Source organism: Acinetobacter sp. YH12098, assembly GCF_013419235.1.
GTDB lineage: Bacteria > Pseudomonadota > Gammaproteobacteria > Pseudomonadales > Moraxellaceae > Acinetobacter > Acinetobacter amyesii.
The window spans coordinates 63,575-81,970 of record NZ_VPAO01000002.1 but is presented as its reverse complement, the minus strand read 5'-3'; the positions used below and the strand labels follow the sequence as shown (position 1 = coordinate 81,970).

Here is an 18,396-nt window from a genome sequence, read left to right as displayed (position 1 = left end):
GTGACATTTAAAAACTTTCTGCTATAATCCCCGCACGCACTAAATTTCGTTCATTACCTGAACATTCTCTTCTATCATTGTGTATGCGCGTTCCGGTCCAAAGAGAGGACGATATTTCGCGCCCCACCCAATCGCTAAGCGATTCCTTCAGGTTGCGGCTGTAATCATGTGTGCGTTATACGCATCGTCGTTCTCGGATCGCCGCTGATTCTATATTTTCAGCGTCTTTTGCTGTGCCGCTTTTTGCCGATGTCCATCTGAATTTATATTTTTAATGGAGCACCCATTTTTGGGGTGAAATACTCTATGAGCAAAACTTTTGCTGATTTTCCTTTACATGAGTCGTTACAACTAGCATTACAAGGTCTAGGTTTTACTACTCCGACTCCAGTGCAAGAACAATCAATTCCAGCTGCATTAGAAGGTAAAGACCTTCTTGTATCAAGCCAAACTGGTTCTGGTAAAACTGCTGCATTCTTACTCCCAACTGTGAATGCATTAGCTGGTCAAGACACATTGATGTCTTTCAAAGATCGCATGAAAGCGGTTACTGCACCTTCTATTCTTGTACTTTGTCCTACTCGTGAATTGGCTCAACAGGTAAGCCAAGACGCAATTGCTTTAGTACGCCACATGAAAGGTGTTCGTATTGCTGCAATCATGGGTGGTATGCCTTTCGGTAAACAAATCCAACAGCTTAAAGGTGCACAAGTTGTCGTAGCGACTCCAGGTCGTTTACTTGACCTTGTTAACCGTCGTCAAATTAAATTAGACAACGTTGATGCGTTAATCGTTGACGAAGCTGACCGTATGCTTGACTTAGGTTTCTCTGAAGACCTAGAAGCGATCAGCGACTTGGCTGCTAACCGTAAACAAACATTAATGTTCTCTGCAACATTTGCGCCGCGTATCATTACACTTGCAGAACGCATGATGAATGATCCACAGCGTATTGCGATTGAAACTGGTCACTCTACAAATACTGACATTGCTCAGACTCTTCACTGGACTGACGGTTTCGAACATAAGAAAAAACTTTTGACTCACTGGTTATCTGATGAGTCTGTAGATCAAGCAGTTGTATTCGCATCTACTCAAGAAGATACAGATATGTTGGCCGAAGAACTTGCAGAAGCAGGTCACTCAGTTGTTGCTCTTCACGGTGCAATGCCACAAACTGTACGTAACCGTCGTTTACGTAGCATTCGTGAAGGTCGTGCAAAAATCTTAGTTGCGACTGACGTTGCTGCACGTGGTCTAGACGTACCAACTATTTCTCACGTAATTAACTTCGGTCTTCCAATGAAGAACGAAGACTATGTACACCGTATCGGTCGTACAGGTCGTGCGGGCCGTACTGGTAACGCGATTACTTTAGCGACTTACCGTGAACGCGGTAAAATCCGTGCTTTAGAAGACTTCTTAGATGCACGTTTAAATGTATCTGAAATTGAAGGTCTTGAGCCATCTCCACCTCCTGCACGTGGTAGCCGTGATGGCGGTCGTGGTCGTCGTGATGGCGGTCGCGGTGGTCGTGGTGGTTTCGGTGGCGGTCGTCGTTTTGAAGGTGAATCAAACTTCAAACGTCGTGAAGGCAACCGTGATGGCGAACGTCGTTCATTCGGTGGCGAAGATCGTCCACGTCGCGAATACAACAACGATCGTCCACGTCGTGAAGGCGGTTTCGAAGATCGTCCACGTCGCGAATTTAACAACGATCGTCCACGTCGCGAATTTAACAACGATCGTCCACGTCGTGAAGGCGGTTTTGAAGATCGTCCACGTCGCGAATTTAACAGCGATCGTCCACGTCGTGAAGGTGGTTTTGACCGTCGTTCTAACGATGACAACCGTGGTAACCGTGTAGATTATAAACCAGCTCGTGAAGGTTATGGCGATCGTCCAAAACGTTCATTTGGTGAAGATCGTCCACGTCGTGAATTCAACGGTGACCGTCCTCAACGTTCATTTGGTGAAGATCGTCCAAAACGTTTCGGCGATGACCGTCCAAAACGTTTCGGTGATGATAAACCACGTGGCGAACGCACTTTCGGTGAAGACCGTCCACGTCGTAAATTCAATGACTAATTGAATTTCGAAAGAAATATCGAAAAAACCGGTGGAAACACCGGTTTTTTTTATGGATTTAAATTAGCTTTTTAATCAGAAAAATGTATACTTGATCAAACTTTATGTGTTTAATGATAATTAATATGAACGGAAACGCGTTGGCAAATATGCGTACAGTGATGATCGAGGTACTTATGCCTTATATCGGTTTGACACTCTTATTGTGTAATATCGTTTACTATATATACAATTATTTTAACTAAATTCTTCTATTGGGTTGAAAGCAGCCTCTATAAAATCGCATTAATAATAAAAAACAATTTACCTGATGGAATGCAGGGATATGCGCTCATGCAATGGTAACATTTTAAACTTCAATCCTTTATAGTATGCATGCTGAAAAAAATGCAGGAAAATCCTCAGCTATGAATAATCAAACGTCTTCTCAGACTCAGGCACTGATCGAAGTGAAAAACCTGAGTTTTAAGCGAGGAGAGCGCGTCATTTATGACAATGTCAGTTTAAAAATTCGTCGTGGTCAGATCACTGCAATTATGGGTCCATCTGGTACAGGTAAAACGACTTTACTCCGTTTAATTGGTGGTCAATTGACTCCCGATAATGGAGAAGTGTTGCTTGATGGGCAGGACATTGCACAGATGTCACGTCAGGAACTCTTCGCTGCGCGTGCGCGTATGGGGATGCTGTTTCAGAGCGGCGCATTATTTACCGATATGTCGGTATATGAAAACGTAGCCTTTCCAATTCGTGCGCATACCAAGTTGCCAAAGCATTTGATCGCTGAAATTGTTGCGTTGAAATTAGAGTCTGTTGGTTTACGTGGTGCAGAAAAAATGATGCCCTCTGAACTTTCAGGTGGTATGAATCGTCGTGTGGCTTTGGCCCGTGCAATTGCACTCGATCCTGAGCTGATCATGTATGACGAACCCTTTGCAGGGCAAGACCCGATTGTGATGGGGGTTTTAACTCGCTTGATTCGTTCGCTACGTGAAGCTTTAGATCTAACCACGATTATTGTTTCGCATGATGTGGCTGAAACATTATCAATTGCAGATTACATCTATGTTGTGGCTGAAGGGAAAGTGCAGGGCGAGGGAACACCTGAGCAGTTAAAAGCACATGCTTCGCCTTTTGTGAAGCAGTTCTTGACGGGTTCGGTAGAAGGTCCGGTCGATTATCAATTCAGTCATCAGCCCTATTTAAATCATGAGGTTCGTTCATGAATGCTATTGCCGCATTAGGTAGACGCGTTATTGAACGTGTTCAAGGAATTGGCGTAGCAACGATTATGCTACTACAAATTCTATTTTCGATGCCAACATGGTTGGGTGTACGTTTATTCATATACCAGATGTACCGTGTCGGTGTGCTGTCGCTGTTGATTATTGTCGTGTCAGGCTTATTTATTGGTTCTGTACTCGGTTTGCAGATGTACAGCATTCTGTCGACCTTTGGTAGTGAGGCAATGTTGGGTACTGCAGTTGCATTGACCTTACTGCGTGAACTTGCACCTGTAGTTGCAGCTTTACTATTTGCTGGTCGTGCAGGTTCTGCATTAACAGCAGAAATTGGCTTAATGAAAGCCACTGAGCAATTGTCCAGTATGGAAATGATTGGTGTTGATCCACTAAAACGTGTGATTTCACCGCGCTTATGGGCAGGTGTTTTTAGTTTACCTATGCTCTCTGTGATCTTTGCCGCGGTCGGCATCATGGGTGGTAAATTGGTGGGTGTTGATTTTCTGGGTGCAGATGAAGGCTCTTATTGGAGTGGCATCGAGAACAGTGTGCAATTCTTTAAAGACGTCTTTAATGGCACCATCATCAAAAGTTTTGTTTTTGCATTAATTTGTACATGGATTGCGGTCTATCAGGGTTATGCCTGTGTCCCAACTTCAGAAGGTATTGCAACGTCGACCACACGTACTGTCGTGTATTCTTCGTTGTGTGTTTTAGGATCAGATTTCGTGTTGACTGCGGTCATGTTCGGAGGTATTTAATGAAATCACGTACGAGTGAACTGGCCGTCGGTTTTTTTGTCATTCTTTTTGCTATCGCTATTTTCTTCTTGGCGATGCGTGTGAGTGGTTTGGTCGGCAATAACATCGAAGACAGTTATGAATTGACCGCGACATTTGAAAATGTAAACGGGATTAAACCCCGTGCCAAAGTCACCTTAAGCGGTGTCAAAGTCGGTCAAGTGGAGTCGTTGAAACTCGATCCTGTGACGCGCTTAGTGACAGCACATCTGATTATGGATGGCTCATTAACCTCTTATAACGCAGAACAATTAAAAGAAGTGCAAAAGAATGCACTCGAAGAACTGCGTTACACATCAGATTATGAAGCAGCAACACCTGCGAAACAAAAAGAAATGGAACAGCAACTGATTGCTAACATGAAATCCATCACCAATATCGATGAAGATGCTTACATTATGGTCGCAACCAATGGTTTATTGGGCGAGAAATATTTGAAAATTGTACCGGGTGGTGGTGTCAACTTCTTAAAACGTGGTGACCAAATTGGTAATACCCAAGGTACGATGGAAATCGAAGATTTGGTGTCTAAATTTGTGACCGGTGGTGCAGGGAACAAATCTGACAGCACAGCAGAAGCTGAACAAAAAACAGAAGCTGCTGACACAACAACGGCAGAAGAACCTGCATTTGTTGAATAATTTTTAGGAGAAATTAAGTGAACACATTGTTAAAACATACGCTTACAGCAAGTATCTTATCAACTATGATGGCAGGTACAGCTTTTGCTGCTCCAAGCGAAGCACCACCTGCATTTGTAAAAAAAGTGGCTGATGGCCTCATTACACGTTTAAAAGCAGACCACGCAAAACTACAAAATAACCCTGCGGCTGTGAAAACGATTGTTCGTCAAAACTTAGACCCGTATATCGATTCACAAGCGTTCACACGTATCGTGATGGGTACGTATGCCACTAATCAATATAGCTCAGCGGCTCAACGTGCACAGTTTGAACGTAACTTCCGTGCAACGCTGATCGAAAATTATGGTTCAGCTTTTGCCAAGTTTAGTAACCAAACGTATAGCATGCGTCCATATAAAGCGTCGAACAGTAAGAACCCTGTTGTAACGATTGATTTCCATAACAACGGTGAAAAAATTCCAGTCTCTTTCCAGTTGGCGGATAAAGGTTCACAATGGAAAATCCGTAATATCAACGTTTCGGGTATCGACCTAGGCTTACAATTCCGTAATCAGTTTGCGGCAACTGTAAAACGTAATGGCGGTAACATTGATAAAGCAATTGCGAACTTCAAACCTGATGCTGACGCAGCATTGGACAAGAAAAAATAAGATAGGTGATGTGTGATTAAATTTCATCAACAAGAATTGATGGTTTCAGGCAAAATCGATTACAACAATGCCGAATTGTATTATCAAGACGGCTTGAAGTTGATTCAACAACAGCAAGCTTTTCCCTTAGTGGTCAATCTTGCTGAGCTTGAGCATGGCAGTACTTTGGCTTTAGCTGTTTTGGTCCGTTGGTTACGTCAAACGCCAAAAGCGCAAGGTTTGCAGTTTAAAGCAGTCCCTGAAAAAATGATGAAGATTATTCAAGCCTGTCATCTTGAGCATGACTTGCAATTGATCTAAATAAAAAAAGCACCGTAAGGTGCTTTTTTTATTGCAGTGCGATAAGAAGTTCTCGCAAGTCTACGCAATAGGAACGGATTAAATCCATTTCTTCCAGCGGAAGTACATCAATGGGCCAATAAAGAATGCCACGATGATTAAGCTGACCACGATAAAACTGGTTGTACCATGTGCGAAGGGCAGTACATCTGTGTTCATCCCATAGACGCTAGCCACTAACATCGGTGGTGCAAGCATACTTGGTAAAATCGAGAATCGACGAATCGTATCATTCTGTTCGGTGTTAATGAACCCAGAGGTGGTATCCAGTAAGAATCGAACCTTTTGGAACAAGAAAGCATCATGCTCAACAAGAGAGCGCACGTCTTCACTGAGTTCTCGGATGTCGGCATCATAAATATGACTGCCCAAGGCCCGAGGACGTGACAGGAAGGTGAGAACACGACGTAAGTCGATCAGACACAGCTGAGCTTTCCCGAGCATATCTTCTAAATGCGCAAGTCGGGTAATCATGTCATCTAAGTCTAAAATCATCTCACGATGACGGTTATTCAGCACTTCTGTGGAATACTTTTCTAAGTCCTTGTGGATATCTTCCAAGATATCCGCAAGCTCATCGAGTTTGGCTTCTAAAAGACCCAATAAAATCCAAGTTGGATCTTTATAGTCAATTTCATAGTCATTACGACGCGCACGGGCACGAAAGGCACGGAAAGCCACCAGCTTTTCACCCCGTAAAGTGAATAAGCGCTCTTTATGCAAAATAAAGGCAACTGTCTGCACGGTAGCTAAGGTGCTGGCATTTTCTTCGGGTTCGCCATCGACCTGAAAATTTTTATTTTTCGTTAAAAAATAGGTGCTGATGTGCAAAATACCGTCGTCATCACGGTAGAATCGTGCACTCGACGAAATATCTTCTAATGATTTTAATGTAGGTAAATTTTGATCATAGGCATCCATAATCCATTGCTGCTCTTCCTGAGACGGGGCAATGAGATCGAGCCAGACTAAATCCTGATGTAAATCGAAGTCACCATTGATGGTGACATCTTCCAGGCTACCGCGCTCTGTGGCGTAAAAGGCTTCAAGCATGTTGTCTTTTCCCCTTACGCAGTAAGTTAAAAATGAATGGGTGTATTTTAGACAAGGATTTGCTGAAAAACACTGTTCTAATGCTTAATTTATGAAAAAATCTGTTTAAAGTTGATTTTTCCAGCATAGCGTTCCTGATCTGATGGTGATTATAAATGAAATCTATCGCAATTTTCTGTGGTTCCGCCCTTGGTAACAATCCTGCCTATTTACAGGTGGCTGAAAATGTCGGTCGTCATTTGGCGGCACAAGGCATCACACTGGTCTATGGTGGTGGTCGTTCAGGTTTGATGGGGGTTGTGGCAGATAGTGCTTTGCGTGCAGGCGGGCAAGTCATTGGGGTGATTCCAAAAGTCCTGGTCGATAAAGAATTGGCGCATCCAGATTTAACCGAATTGCATGTAGTAGAAAATATGCAACAACGGAAAACCAAAATGTCTGAACTCTCGGATGGTTTTGTGGCGATTCCAGGTGGAGCAGGCACCTTAGAGGAAATTTTTGAGCAGTGGACGTGGGCTCAATTGGGCATTCATTTAAAGCCATGTGCCTTTCTCAATGTAGATGGTTTTTATGACGATTTATTGAATTTTCTGAAAACAACTGCAGAAAAAGGCTTTACCCATCCGCGTTTTATCGAAGGCTTAATTGCAGAAGATAATATTGAAACGATTGTTGAGAAATTTCAACATTTCACTGCGCCAGAGCCGAAATGGGGCATGGTTGAACGTACAGCCTTTATCGCGGATTTGGAACAAGATTGATGAAAACCATAACCGTTGCCGCAGCCATTATTTTAAATGAACAGCATGAACTCTTAGTGGTTCGTAAAAAGCACACGGCATTCTTTATGCAAGTGGGTGGCAAGTTGGAACCCAATGAAGCCCCTGAAATTACCATGCTACGTGAAATTCAGGAAGAAATAGGCTGCGCTGCGCAGATTGAGCAATTCATTGGTCGTTTTGAAACGGCAGCTGCCAACGAAGCCAATCATCTATTGGTGAGTTATGTCTATCTGGTTCAGTTGCAAGGTGAACCGAAAATTGATGCGGAAATTGCAGCGATGCAATGGGTCAGCTTAGATGATAAACAAACAAAACTCGCACCTTTAACACGTGAGGTGGTGATTCCTTGGGTGAAGCAGCAGGCGCGATCTCTTGCTGAAAGCTAAACTGCTTCGCTTGTTCATTTTCTTTAGAGGTTGATGTTTGAAACTAAGGCTGTGCCGCAGCAATGCATGCGGCATATACCTGCGTGCAATGTAGCTGATGTAACAGCGTACTTAATGCATGGATTGAACTCCCCGTGGTCACCACATCATCGATAATGAGGACTTTACGGAAACGGTGTTTTTCAGTTGGGTCGATAATAAATTGCTGTTCGATATTTTCTAGGCGTTCTAGCCGACTTAAACCTTTTTGAGCGTGCTGTGCTTGACGAATCACTGGTTGCCAAACAGGGATGCGCAATTGCTTTGCTATCATGTGTGCAACGAGCAGCATTTGGTTGTATCCACGGTCTTTAAGGCGTTCAACTGAAATAGGCATGGGCACGATGGCTTGAACCCTAGCTAAGCGCAAGCTTAAAAGGCTCTGTGCCAGTAAATTTTGATAGTGCAATTGTTGCTCATACTTATAGTTTTGAATGATGCGATCTATAGGGAAATCATAGTAAAAGGCACAAGAGATGCTGTGTTCATGGCGATCAACCGCTTGTTTAAACCAAGGCAGTTGTGCCCAGCAGTCGGTACAAAGCGAATGATGTTGTTGTCGATCGATACCGCAGAGCAGGCAAGGGGAAACGCTCTGTATTCCTTTTTGGATGAAGTGTTGGATAGATTGGAGCATGTTTTTATTCTAATCATTCTTTTTTGAGTATTTTGCACAGTTCGTGGTGAAGTGCAATCACAACACCACAGCAACCTGTTCGACAAGCTTATTGGTTCAAGCCAATCTGTATAATTAGGATGATCGATCTGTCATCCTAATAATTATTATACATAGGCGTATCGAGGAGCTTCCGGCAGCCATCGTTTTAAAAGCGCTTGAGCCTGTGCAGGATAGTCATTCAGGACTTGTTGAGCCACATAGTGAGCCTGATTGAGTAAATGGTCATCTCGCTCTAATTTTGCTACACGAAAGCCCATATCGCCCGTTTGTTTAGTGCCGAGGAGCTCACCGGGGCCGCGAATTTCCAAATCTTTTTCAGCAATAATAAAGCCGTCATTGGTCTCGCGCATAATGCGTAAACGCTCTTGCCCATTTTGCGACAAGGGATTTTTATACAGCAAGGCACAGAAACTGGCTTTGGCACCACGCCCTACACGACCACGTAGCTGATGTAGTTGTGAAAGCCCTAGGCGTTCTGCATTTTCAATCACCATGATTGAGGCGTTCGGGACGTCAACACCGACTTCAATGACGGTGGTTGCAATTAGTAATTGCAATTCATTATTTTTAAATTGCTGCATCACTGCTTGCTTTTCATCGGCCTTCATTTTGCCGTGAACCAGACCAATATTGAGGTCTGGGAAGCGTTCTTTAATTTCATTAAAAGTTGCTTCAGCGGCTTGAGCATCTAAGGTTTCGGATTGTTCCACTAGGGTACAGACCCAATAGGCTTGTTTGCCTTCAGCACAATTGCTGGCAATCCGCTGTAGCACTTCTTCACGACGATCCAGTGGAATGGTGACCGTTTGAATCGGTGTACGACCGGGTGGTAGTTCATCAATGACAGAGGTGTCTAAGTCGCCATAAGCCGACATCGCCAAGGTACGAGGAATAGGGGTTGCTGTCATCACCAGTTGATGCGGTGTCATGCCATTGAGACCTTTGTTTCGTAGCGCCAAACGCTGATCGACACCAAAACGGTGTTGTTCATCAATAATCACTAAACCCAATTTGGCAAATTGAACATTGTCCTGAAATAAAGCATGCGTGCCGACCACTAAATTGGCTGAACCATCTTGAATACTTTGTTCTGCCGCAGCTCGAGCCTTACCTTTTTGTTTGCCGGAAAGCCAAGACACGGTCAGTCCCATAGGCTCAAACCATTTTTTGAAATTTAGATAATGTTGTTCGGCCAAAATTTCTGTCGGCGCCATCATGGCCACTTGCCAACCTTCCTCAAGCGCATGACAGGCTGCAACGCCTGCAACCAAGGTTTTACCTGCACCTACATCGCCTTGTACGAGTCGTAGCATAGGTTTGTTCTTTTTCAGATCGACCGCAATTTCTTTGGACACGCGTTTTTGTGCGCCGGTCATTTCAAACGGTAGTGTACTTAAAAGCTGTTTGGTGAAGTTCTTACTTGCAGAGAATGACGGTGCTTCGATTTGTTGAATATAAGCACGGCGGCTGAGCAAACTGACCTGATGGGCAACCAATTCTTCGAAAATTAAACGTTGCTGTGCAGGATGAGAACCTTGGCTGAGTTGCAACATATTGGCATCGACAGGGGGGTGATGAATATAGTCCAGTGCTTGTTTTAGGGCATAGCCATTGGTGAATTTTTCTGGCAATAATTCAGGTAAGTCATCACTATATAACTGTAGTGCTTGTTTGACGTATTCACGCAGTTTGGGCTGTGTTAAGCCTTCAGTTGCAGGGTAAATCGCAGTGAGTTGGGTTTGAGGTAAAGGCGTGTGTTCAGTAATCACCTGTAGTTCAGGATGATACATTTCTAAGCCACGAGCACCAACACGGACTTCACCAAAAATCCGTAAACGATTTCCCGGTTTTACCCGATCAGTAATGCCTTTGTAGATATGGTAAAAACGTAAAGTGACTTTGCCACAATCGTCATCCAAAAGGGCGGCCATCGATTTACGCTTACCGGGTGGGAAGTCGATACTTTTGACTGTACCTTCCAGTAAATAACTTCGACCCACGGTCAATTGGTTCATGGGGATGATCGTGCTACGATCTTCATAGTCGCGTGGCAGATGAAACAAAAGATCATCTGTCGTGAAAATATTTAGTTTTTCAAGTAAAGCAGCGGCGGCATTGCCAACCCCTTGCAATTGATGGACGGCAGCCATGTCCCCTCAACTTCGGTTTATATGATCTAAATGGATCAGTTCTGAGAATAGGTCGTTTGATGCATATTCTATTTATCGGTTATGGTAAAACATCGCAACGTGTTGCTAAACAATTATTTCAGCAAGGTCACCAAATTACCACAGTGAGTCGTAGTGTAAAAGAGGATGATTTTACAGAACATTTAATCCAGGATATTCACCAACTGGATTTATCGCAGGTTCAACCGATTGATGCTGTCTATGTTCTTTTGGCTCCTGCACGTCATGCTCAATTCAATGCTGTGGATGCTTATCGATACACTTATGTCGATTCTGTACAGCCGATTGTTCAAGCATTAGCAAGTCATCCAATACAACGTTTAATCGTGGTGTCGTCCACTCGTGTCTATGGTGAGCATGCGGGGGAGCACATTGATGATGACACTGTGCCACAACCGATCGATGAGCAGGGGATGTTGTTACTTGAAATGGAGCATCACTACTCACTAGCATTTCCTACTGAATGCGTGATCGTACGTCCATCTGGGATTTATGGCACATCGACAGCGCGAATGCGTAAACTAGCAGAAACGACTAATCGCTATCCCAATATCCATTGGTCCAATCGAATACATATCGAAGATTTGGCAAATTTTCTGTGTCATCTACTCCACGTGGAACATCCTGAAAAATCATATATTTGTACTAATAACCAACCTCAACCTTTGCATGAGCGAATCTTAGAATTGCAAAGAGCTATGCATTTACCCGAATTGGTTTTAGAGAGCGAAGCAGAAACAGGGAAAAAGATTTATGCAACGTGGATGATGGAGAGTGGTTTTAAGTTAGCGCACAATTGATTTTGATGTGTATGTAAAATTGACGTGACGTATAAAATTCAGTGCGGCTTTGTGAGTGTAAAAAGAAATTCTATAAATGAATAAGATAGGTCTTTTACAACATGTATTGTTCAAATTTTCGAATGGATCTCAAAGGATAAAATTTAAATAATGACAAAATCATTTGCTGAACTTACTCAGAATTTACCCCATAGACCGATTTTGGAAAAAGCTTTGAGTTATTTTGAGAATTTACCAAAGATCTCTATTGATTGTGGTTGTGGTGCAGGAAATGAATCATCATTTCTACTCCGTCATAATTTTAAAGTATATGCATTTGATCCAACTGTTGAAGCTAAAAATATCTGTCTAAGTAAATTTAAAGACAATAAGAATTTTTTATTTTCTAATCAGGCCTTTGAAGACTATAGCTTTCCTGAAGCTAGTTTAATTATTGCTTTATTCAGTTTATTTTTTTGTTCTAGGGATTCGCTTGAAAGTGTTTTAAAGAAAATGCAGGAATCCTTAGGTGAGCAAGGCATCTTACTCATACAACTGTTAGGAAAAGATGATGATTGGGTAAATAATTTTTCTGAAAAATTTATAGGTTTTGAACAGGAAGAACTTAAACAATTGTTTGATGCGGACTTTGATATTATTTATATCGATGAATTTAAAGGCAATAAACCACTAGCCAATGGAACTCCAAAATTTTGGAATATACATACTTTAATTTTAAAAAAGAAAATATTAAATACTTTTGTATAGTCCAAAAAAAAGAGACAAGCTTTTTACAACTTGTCCCTGATTTTGCTCATCTTCTTCCGCTTTTATGGCGAAAAAATCAGAACGGTTTATTTCTTCTTACGTTTCAAGCGTTTTTTGGCTTGTTCAGCAGCCACTTTATCAAGTGCTTCTTTTAACTCTTCATCACTAAAGGTCGTAATGTGTTGCAACATTTGCAGTGTCACATCATCCAAAACGAGGTTGGCATATTGCGCAACATTTTGGAAATTTTCATCAAACACAATGGCGTTGTTTTCATTGGTACTGATATAACCTTGTTGGGTTAAGACTTTAATAAAGCTTTGGAACAATGCCTTATCAAAGAACTCTGGCGAGTTAAATTCATACAACACAGATAGACGTTGACCAACCAAGTGACTGAGTTCTTCAACCTGACGCGTCGAGATATTGCCTGAACCACGTTGTGTGATTAAAGCCAAAGTCATGTAGTAACGCTCAAGACTTTGCATCACAGGTGCAGCTAAGACCACTAACTGATTGTGCTGCTCTGAGTTAGGCGCAGGGGAGATCAGGTTGCCTTCTGCATCTTCAGAAATTAGCTTGGCTTTGATCAGTACTTCTGCATACGCACAGATCTGATCTTTAAGCTCTTCATCATTCCACTTGAGGAATAACTCAGCTTTTAAGAATGGATAGAGTGTACGAATGACATTAATCAAATCACCACGGCGAATAGAACCATTATGTTCAACCAAAGCGGCAATGAGTGATGGCAAAATAAATGCGTGCAGGATGTTGTTACGGAAGTAGGTTAACAGCACCGCTTGATTATCAGCAATGGCAATAATATCGCCAAGGACATGATTAACACGTTTAATCAGCTTGAGTTTCAAGCCATAAGCAATGATTTCTTTACCCGATAGCGGTGTCACTTGCATGCGTTCATCGTAAGGTAAGGCATTTAAAAGATCGCGATAGGTATCTAACTGCTTAATGCAAATCTCTTCATCTAAAGTATGTTTAGATGTCGCCAATAAAATCAGTGAAAGCAATGAAACCGGGTTCACCACTGCTGCACGGTTAATATTTTCTAAAATCACGTGTGCAGAACTGTTAATGGCATCCGAAACTTCTGGCGGAATTGGGTCGTCATTTTTCTCGATTTTGATGTTGCTTGCATTATGCTGTTTCAACATATCATCAAGGAAAACCGGCTCACCAAAGTTCAAATGCACTTTACCGAAAATACGTTCGATCTTACGCAGAGTTTTCATAATCCCAATGATCGATTCGCCTTCTTTCGGCTTACCATTCATTTCGCCAACGTAGGTCGCACCTTCCATTAAACGCTCATAGCCGATATAGGTCGGTAAGAACACGATCGGTTTGGCTGGATTACGTAAATGACCATGGACAGTCATGGCGAGCATGCCGGTCTTCGGTGGTAATAAACGACCAGTACGTGAACGCCCACCTTCGATGAAGTATTCCAGCGGCGTATTACGCGCCAAAATACTGTAGAGGTATTCTTTAAATACGGTGGTGTAGAGACCATTGCCACGGAATGAGCGACGAATAAAGAACGCGCCGCCGCCACGTAAAATTTGCCCGACAAATGGCATGTTTAAGTTATCGCCCGCAGCAATGTACGGCACCATCAAGCCACGTTTATAGATCACATATGACAATAATAAATAGTCGATATGACTACGATGACATGGGGTGTAAATGATCTCATAGTCTTTGGCTAGTTCACGAACGGTACTGAAGTTATGCACTTCGACGCCATCATAAAGCTGTGTCCATAGACGAGTCAGGGCTAAGTCAGCAAAACGAACCGTTGAGGCTGAATAGTCAGAAACGATTTCATTTAAATAACCAATCGCACGACGTTCAGCTTCAACCATACTGATTTTACTGCGAATGCTTTCACGACGAATCGCATCTTGCACATCCGTAGATTTGATCAGGCCGTGCATCACATTACGACGATCAGATAAATCCGGCCCCAAAACTACTTCACGCTGTGCATCTAAATAATCATTCAGTGTGCTGACAATATAAGTCGCAGGTGACAAGTTTGGATGTGTAGTTTTGGCATATTCAACCAAACGACGCAAAGACTGTGGCTCATGGAATTCAAGGTAGGATTGACGACCGTGCAAACCAATATTGACCAACTGCTTCACTTTGCTTGGTGTAGACCATGTATCGGTAAATAATAATTTAAACCAAGAATCTTCTTTATCGGGTTCACGGCCCCACAGCACGGTTACAGGAACGAGCTCAACATCCGCATCAGGATTTTTTTCCAAAACCTCAATTAAACGCAATAAACGAGGTGGAAAGGCATGTGGCGGTGGATTGAGTAAGTTGTCTTCATCATGATGTTGTAAAAACACCACAGAGGCTTTTTCTGTTTGCGTACCCACAGTCATTGGGTCGAGTGCAGGGTGTAGCTTTAAACGACGGGTTTCACCATCGACAATTAAAGCATTACTCCGTGAATGATTTTGCAGAACGTAGCAGGTAATTTTCGTTGTCTGTACGCCGGTATCTGTATCGGTTTCAGTCACTACAGGTTCTACAGGGACTTCACCTAAAACATGCGGTGTTACCACAAGGTCAAGCAGTTTACTCGAAAGCTTTCGATACATCTGACCAAAGCCGCTCTTGGACATACAAACTCCTACTTTTCATGACCAAACCACAGAGATTCTGAGGGGAATCTATTCTGCGTAATTGTACTTAAAAACTGTATGTCATTTTCTGACAAATTGCATAGATATTGTAAGATTTTATCGTTAAAAAACGTATTTTTAGCAGTTATATTGCATCAGCAAGGTGACAGATCAGTCAGCGAATCTCTAGGGTTTTAGTCTGGATTTATGGCAAAATGGAAAATATATTTAAACATCTGTTGATGTTGCCTGCGTTAGCTTAATCCCGAATGATAGATAGGTTTGTTATGAATGCCTTAACACAAGAGTTGGTTGATTTACTCAGTCTTGAAAAATTAGAAGAAAATATTTTTCGTGGGCAAAGCCGAAATTTGGTCGGGAAGCGTGTCTTTGGTGGACAGGTTTTAGGTCAGGCGCTCCGTGCGGCATCTTATACAACAGATCGACCTGCTCATTCCTTACATGCCTATTTCTTATTTGGTGGTGATATCAATGCACCGATCATTTATGAAGTAGATCGTATTCGCGATGGACGCAGTTTTGTGAGTCGTCAGGTTCGTGCGATTCAACATGGTAAAACCATTTTCATGTGTATGGTGTCATTTGCAGAGCAAGAAGAAGGGTTGAACTACCAAGTTGCAGAGCCAGAATATCCAGCCGTGGAAGATTTAAAATCTGAAGCTGAGCTAAAACGAATGATGGTGGAGTTTATCCCTGAAAACGTCCGTGCATCGTTTATGCGCGACCGCCATGTGGAAATTCGCCCGATTGATCCGCAAAACCCGTACCAACCGCAGCCTGCTGCGCCATCGTATGCACACTATATTCGTACCCATGACAAAATTGCTGCTGACGTTGATGACATCTCTTTACATCAGGCCATTGCAGCATTCTATTCAGATTTTACATTGATGACGACTGCACTACGCCCACATGGTTTAAGTTATTTATCACCAAGTTTGCAGTGTGCGAGTATTGATCATGCCATGTATTTCCATAAGCCATTCCGTGTGGATGAGTGGATGCTTTATGACATGGATGCCACAGTCAGTGCCAGTTCACGTGGTCTAAATTTCGGTCGCATGTGGCAAAACGGTGAGTTGGTCTGTAGTACGACACAAGAAGGCTTGATTCGTTTACGCGAAATTGAAACCCAATAAGCTTTGAGCACTATGTGTTAAGTCGTAAAAGCTGAATATTGAAAAAACCGAATCTCCTGATTCGGTTTTTTTATGCCGTCAATTTTTAGTATGAATCTACTCACGGATTCGAGTTATCTAATTGGGGTGCAGTACAAATTGAATTGGGTTGAATACATGCTTTGCAGAATTGTAGCAGTATATGTGACAAAAAATTCCTCGATTCCCAGTGGGGCGCATGGCATAGTGCCTGAATAAAGGATGATAAATGCAAGGCACAATGAGCTTAAATACGCAGATTTTAATTGCCGCAATATTGGGTGTGGCATTTGGCTTTTTATTAATTCAGTTTCCAGAGACGCAGTTTTTATCCGCCAGCCTGTATGGCCTGGGGATTGCCAGTAGTATTTTTATTGGCTTGCTGAAAATGATCTTGGTTCCGCTGATCTTTAGTTCGATTGTGGTGGGGGTATCGAATTTACAAGCGGGTGGTCAGCTGAGTCGTACGTGGAAAATTACCTTAGCTTGCTGTGTCACCACCACGGCTTTGGCACTGATCTTGGGTCTAGCATGTGCGCATATTTTTAAAGTTGGGCAGGGCGTGGACATCGTCATGTTCCAAGATGCAATACAACAACATCAGAGTCCTGACACCCTCACAGCAGGTTCATTCTTTACCAATTTTATTCAAAATACACTGATCAATCCGTTTAAAGCCTTTAGTGATGGCAATGTACTCGCTGTCGTGGTGTTTTCCCTATTTTTAGGTGTGGCCTTGGTCAAAGGCGGTGAAAAATTTCGAAGTGTGAGAAAGCTCAGTCAGCAATTTTTTGACATCATGATGATGATCATCGGTTGGGTGATGAAGCTTGCACCGATTGGTATTTTTGCATTATTGGCTAAATTGATTGCTACCGAAGATATTTCGGTGTTGAGTCGCCTCGCGGAGTTTGCTGCCGTAGTCACAGGGACCACGATTTTCCATGGGGCAGTGGTGTTACCTCTGTTGCTTTGGATTTTTGGGAAAATGAGTCCACTGGCATTTTTTAGAGGAACACGAGCTGCCTTAATCACTGCTTTTGCAACCAGTTCAAGTTCAGCAACGATGCCACTGTCGATGAAATGTGCGCAGGAAAATTTAGGCGTACGTCCTCAAACAGCAGGTTTTGTGATTCCATTGGGCACACAGTTAAATATGGATGGTACAGCGTTGTATGAAGCTGCTGCTGCGTTATTTATTGCTAACTTGATGGGCTTAGATTTAACCTTGGGTCAGCAGTTAATTGTCTGTGCAACCGCCATGATTGCGTCACTCGGCGCACCGGGCATTCCAAGTGCTGGAATGGTGACAATGATTATGGTTTTACAATCGGTTGGGCTTCCTGCAGAAGCCATTGCGATATTGCTGCCGATCGATCGTCTATTGGATACGGTACGGACTGTGGTGAACGTACAGGGTGATATGATGATTAGTGTGGTGGTGGATCGTCATACGCGAGATGTAGATGAACCAGCGTTGTCGAATTAAGCAGATAGACAGCTAAAATGTGGGTTGTAGACGATCTCCCACAGATGCCCATCTAAGTCTTGAAAATAGCCTGCATAACCACCGTAAAACGTGGGCTGTGCGGGCTTAATTGTTTTTGCACCTGCGCGTTGGGCTTGTTGCATGATTTGATCGACGGCTGCGGTACTGTTGACGTTATGTCCAAGAGACATTTGAGTTGGACAAAACGCTGATGTACTGATTCCGGTGTCATGACTCAGGCTATCTTGCGGCCAGAGTGCGAGCTTTAAACCGTGTTGTAAATCAAAAAATGCCACAGCACCATGTTCAAATTCAGTCCCAATAATCCCTGCGCTATTTAGACCTAAACCCTCCTGATAAAACGCGAATGCAGCGTGTAAATCTTTCACGGCCAGTGTAATAACGGAGATGTGAGCGTGCATGGAGATGCTCCTGAACGGTGTATTTTTATTTTAGGATGAGACTGAGTATAAATGCATTTTAAAGAGAATAGGGAACTCGGAATACCTGTACTTTAAACCTTGAACTTATGACCTTATCCATCTTGAGTGTGTTGATTGCTCAATAAAAAATTGAGCGTAATGGATGTGGGTACAAAAAAAGCAGGGCGAACCCTGCTTAATACAGATTTT

17 protein-coding genes are annotated in these 18,396 nt (G+C 42.8%); 12 read left to right on the top strand and 5 right to left on the bottom strand.

Annotated features, from left to right (window positions below; all coding sequences use genetic code 11):
• The first annotated feature begins 306 nt into the window (after window positions 1–306).
• From FTU38_RS01045 to FTU38_RS01020, 6 genes are all read left to right on the top strand, one after another.
• Window positions 307–2,088 carry a DEAD/DEAH box helicase gene (locus tag FTU38_RS01045; RefSeq protein WP_180110394.1) on the top strand — a complete coding sequence of 594 codons (1,782 nt, stop codon included), beginning with the start codon at window positions 307–309 and terminating at the stop codon, window positions 2,086–2,088.
• Between the two features lie 407 nt (window positions 2,089–2,495).
• The gene (locus FTU38_RS01040; RefSeq protein ID WP_218945413.1) at window positions 2,496–3,314 is read left to right on the top strand and encodes an ABC transporter ATP-binding protein; all 819 of its coding nucleotides are present in this window, start codon (window positions 2,496–2,498) and stop codon (window positions 3,312–3,314) included.
• Entirely contained in the window at window positions 3,311–4,090 is a 780-nt protein-coding gene (gene mlaE / locus FTU38_RS01035; RefSeq protein ID WP_180110393.1) for a lipid asymmetry maintenance ABC transporter permease subunit MlaE, read from the top strand. Before FTU38_RS01040 ends, mlaE begins: the two co-directional genes overlap by 4 nt.
• Entirely contained in the window at window positions 4,090–4,770 is a 681-nt protein-coding gene (locus tag FTU38_RS01030) for an outer membrane lipid asymmetry maintenance protein MlaD (RefSeq protein ID WP_078189300.1), read from the top strand. Before mlaE ends, FTU38_RS01030 begins: the two co-directional genes overlap by 1 nt.
• 17 nt (window positions 4,771–4,787) lie before the next feature.
• Complete coding sequence (locus tag FTU38_RS01025) at window positions 4,788–5,423, top strand: phospholipid-binding protein MlaC (RefSeq protein WP_078189299.1); 636 nt, start codon at window positions 4,788–4,790, stop codon at window positions 5,421–5,423.
• Window positions 5,424–5,435: 12 nt separating this feature from the next.
• The gene (locus tag FTU38_RS01020) at window positions 5,436–5,723 is read left to right on the top strand and encodes an STAS domain-containing protein (protein WP_180110392.1); all 288 of its coding nucleotides are present in this window, start codon (window positions 5,436–5,438) and stop codon (window positions 5,721–5,723) included.
• 78 nt (window positions 5,724–5,801) lie between these two features.
• Here FTU38_RS01020 and FTU38_RS01015 read toward each other — a convergent pair whose 3' ends face one another.
• Window positions 5,802–6,815, bottom strand: a complete 1,014-nt coding sequence (locus tag FTU38_RS01015; protein WP_078189297.1) for a CorA family divalent cation transporter — start codon at window positions 6,813–6,815, stop codon at window positions 5,802–5,804.
• A gap of 155 nt (window positions 6,816–6,970) precedes the next feature.
• Between FTU38_RS01015 and FTU38_RS01010 the strand changes: the two genes are divergently transcribed.
• Together FTU38_RS01010 and FTU38_RS01005 are read left to right on the top strand one after the other, a co-directional pair.
• Window positions 6,971–7,576, top strand: coding sequence for a TIGR00730 family Rossman fold protein (locus FTU38_RS01010; RefSeq protein WP_180026064.1), 606 nt, complete (start codon window positions 6,971–6,973; stop codon window positions 7,574–7,576).
• A complete protein-coding gene (locus FTU38_RS01005; protein ID WP_180110391.1) occupies window positions 7,576–7,983 on the top strand; it encodes an NUDIX domain-containing protein in 408 nt (135 codons plus the stop codon). Before FTU38_RS01010 ends, FTU38_RS01005 begins: the two co-directional genes overlap by 1 nt.
• A gap of 43 nt (window positions 7,984–8,026) precedes the next feature.
• Here FTU38_RS01005 and FTU38_RS01000 read toward each other — a convergent pair whose 3' ends face one another.
• Together FTU38_RS01000 and recG are read right to left on the bottom strand one after the other, a co-directional pair.
• A complete protein-coding gene (locus tag FTU38_RS01000) occupies window positions 8,027–8,659 on the bottom strand; it encodes a ComF family protein (protein WP_180110390.1) in 633 nt (210 codons plus the stop codon).
• A 146-nt stretch (window positions 8,660–8,805) separates the two neighbouring features.
• Window positions 8,806–10,851 carry an ATP-dependent DNA helicase RecG gene (gene recG, locus FTU38_RS00995; protein WP_078189293.1) on the bottom strand — a complete coding sequence of 682 codons (2,046 nt, stop codon included), beginning with the start codon at window positions 10,849–10,851 and terminating at the stop codon, window positions 8,806–8,808.
• 59 nt (window positions 10,852–10,910) lie between these two features.
• Between recG and FTU38_RS00990 the strand changes: the two genes are divergently transcribed.
• Complete coding sequence (locus tag FTU38_RS00990) at window positions 10,911–11,690, top strand: NAD-dependent epimerase/dehydratase family protein (protein WP_180110389.1); 780 nt, start codon at window positions 10,911–10,913, stop codon at window positions 11,688–11,690.
• Between the two features lie 150 nt (window positions 11,691–11,840).
• On the top strand, window positions 11,841–12,437 hold the full coding sequence (locus FTU38_RS00985; protein WP_180110388.1) for a class I SAM-dependent methyltransferase: 597 nt from the start codon (window positions 11,841–11,843) through the stop codon (window positions 12,435–12,437).
• Between the two features lie 86 nt (window positions 12,438–12,523).
• On the opposite strand, the gene plsB is transcribed toward FTU38_RS00985, so the two are convergent.
• Entirely contained in the window at window positions 12,524–15,097 is a 2,574-nt protein-coding gene (gene plsB, locus FTU38_RS00980; protein ID WP_168379111.1) for a glycerol-3-phosphate 1-O-acyltransferase PlsB, read from the bottom strand.
• A 287-nt stretch (window positions 15,098–15,384) separates the two neighbouring features.
• Here plsB and FTU38_RS00975 point away from each other — a divergent pair, with 287 nt between their 5' ends.
• Window positions 15,385–16,257: an acyl-CoA thioesterase II gene (locus FTU38_RS00975; protein WP_180110387.1), complete on the top strand. Its 873-nt coding sequence runs from the start codon at window positions 15,385–15,387 to the stop codon at window positions 16,255–16,257.
• Window positions 16,258–16,504: 247 nt separating this feature from the next.
• The gene (locus FTU38_RS00970; RefSeq protein ID WP_180105600.1) at window positions 16,505–17,764 is read left to right on the top strand and encodes a dicarboxylate/amino acid:cation symporter; all 1,260 of its coding nucleotides are present in this window, start codon (window positions 16,505–16,507) and stop codon (window positions 17,762–17,764) included.
• Here the strand turns inward: FTU38_RS00970 and FTU38_RS00965 are convergent.
• Window positions 17,761–18,186: a VOC family protein gene (locus FTU38_RS00965; RefSeq protein ID WP_180105599.1), complete on the bottom strand. Its 426-nt coding sequence runs from the start codon at window positions 18,184–18,186 to the stop codon at window positions 17,761–17,763. The genes FTU38_RS00970 and FTU38_RS00965 overlap by 4 nt on opposite strands.
• Between the last annotated feature and the right edge of the window lie 210 nt (window positions 18,187–18,396).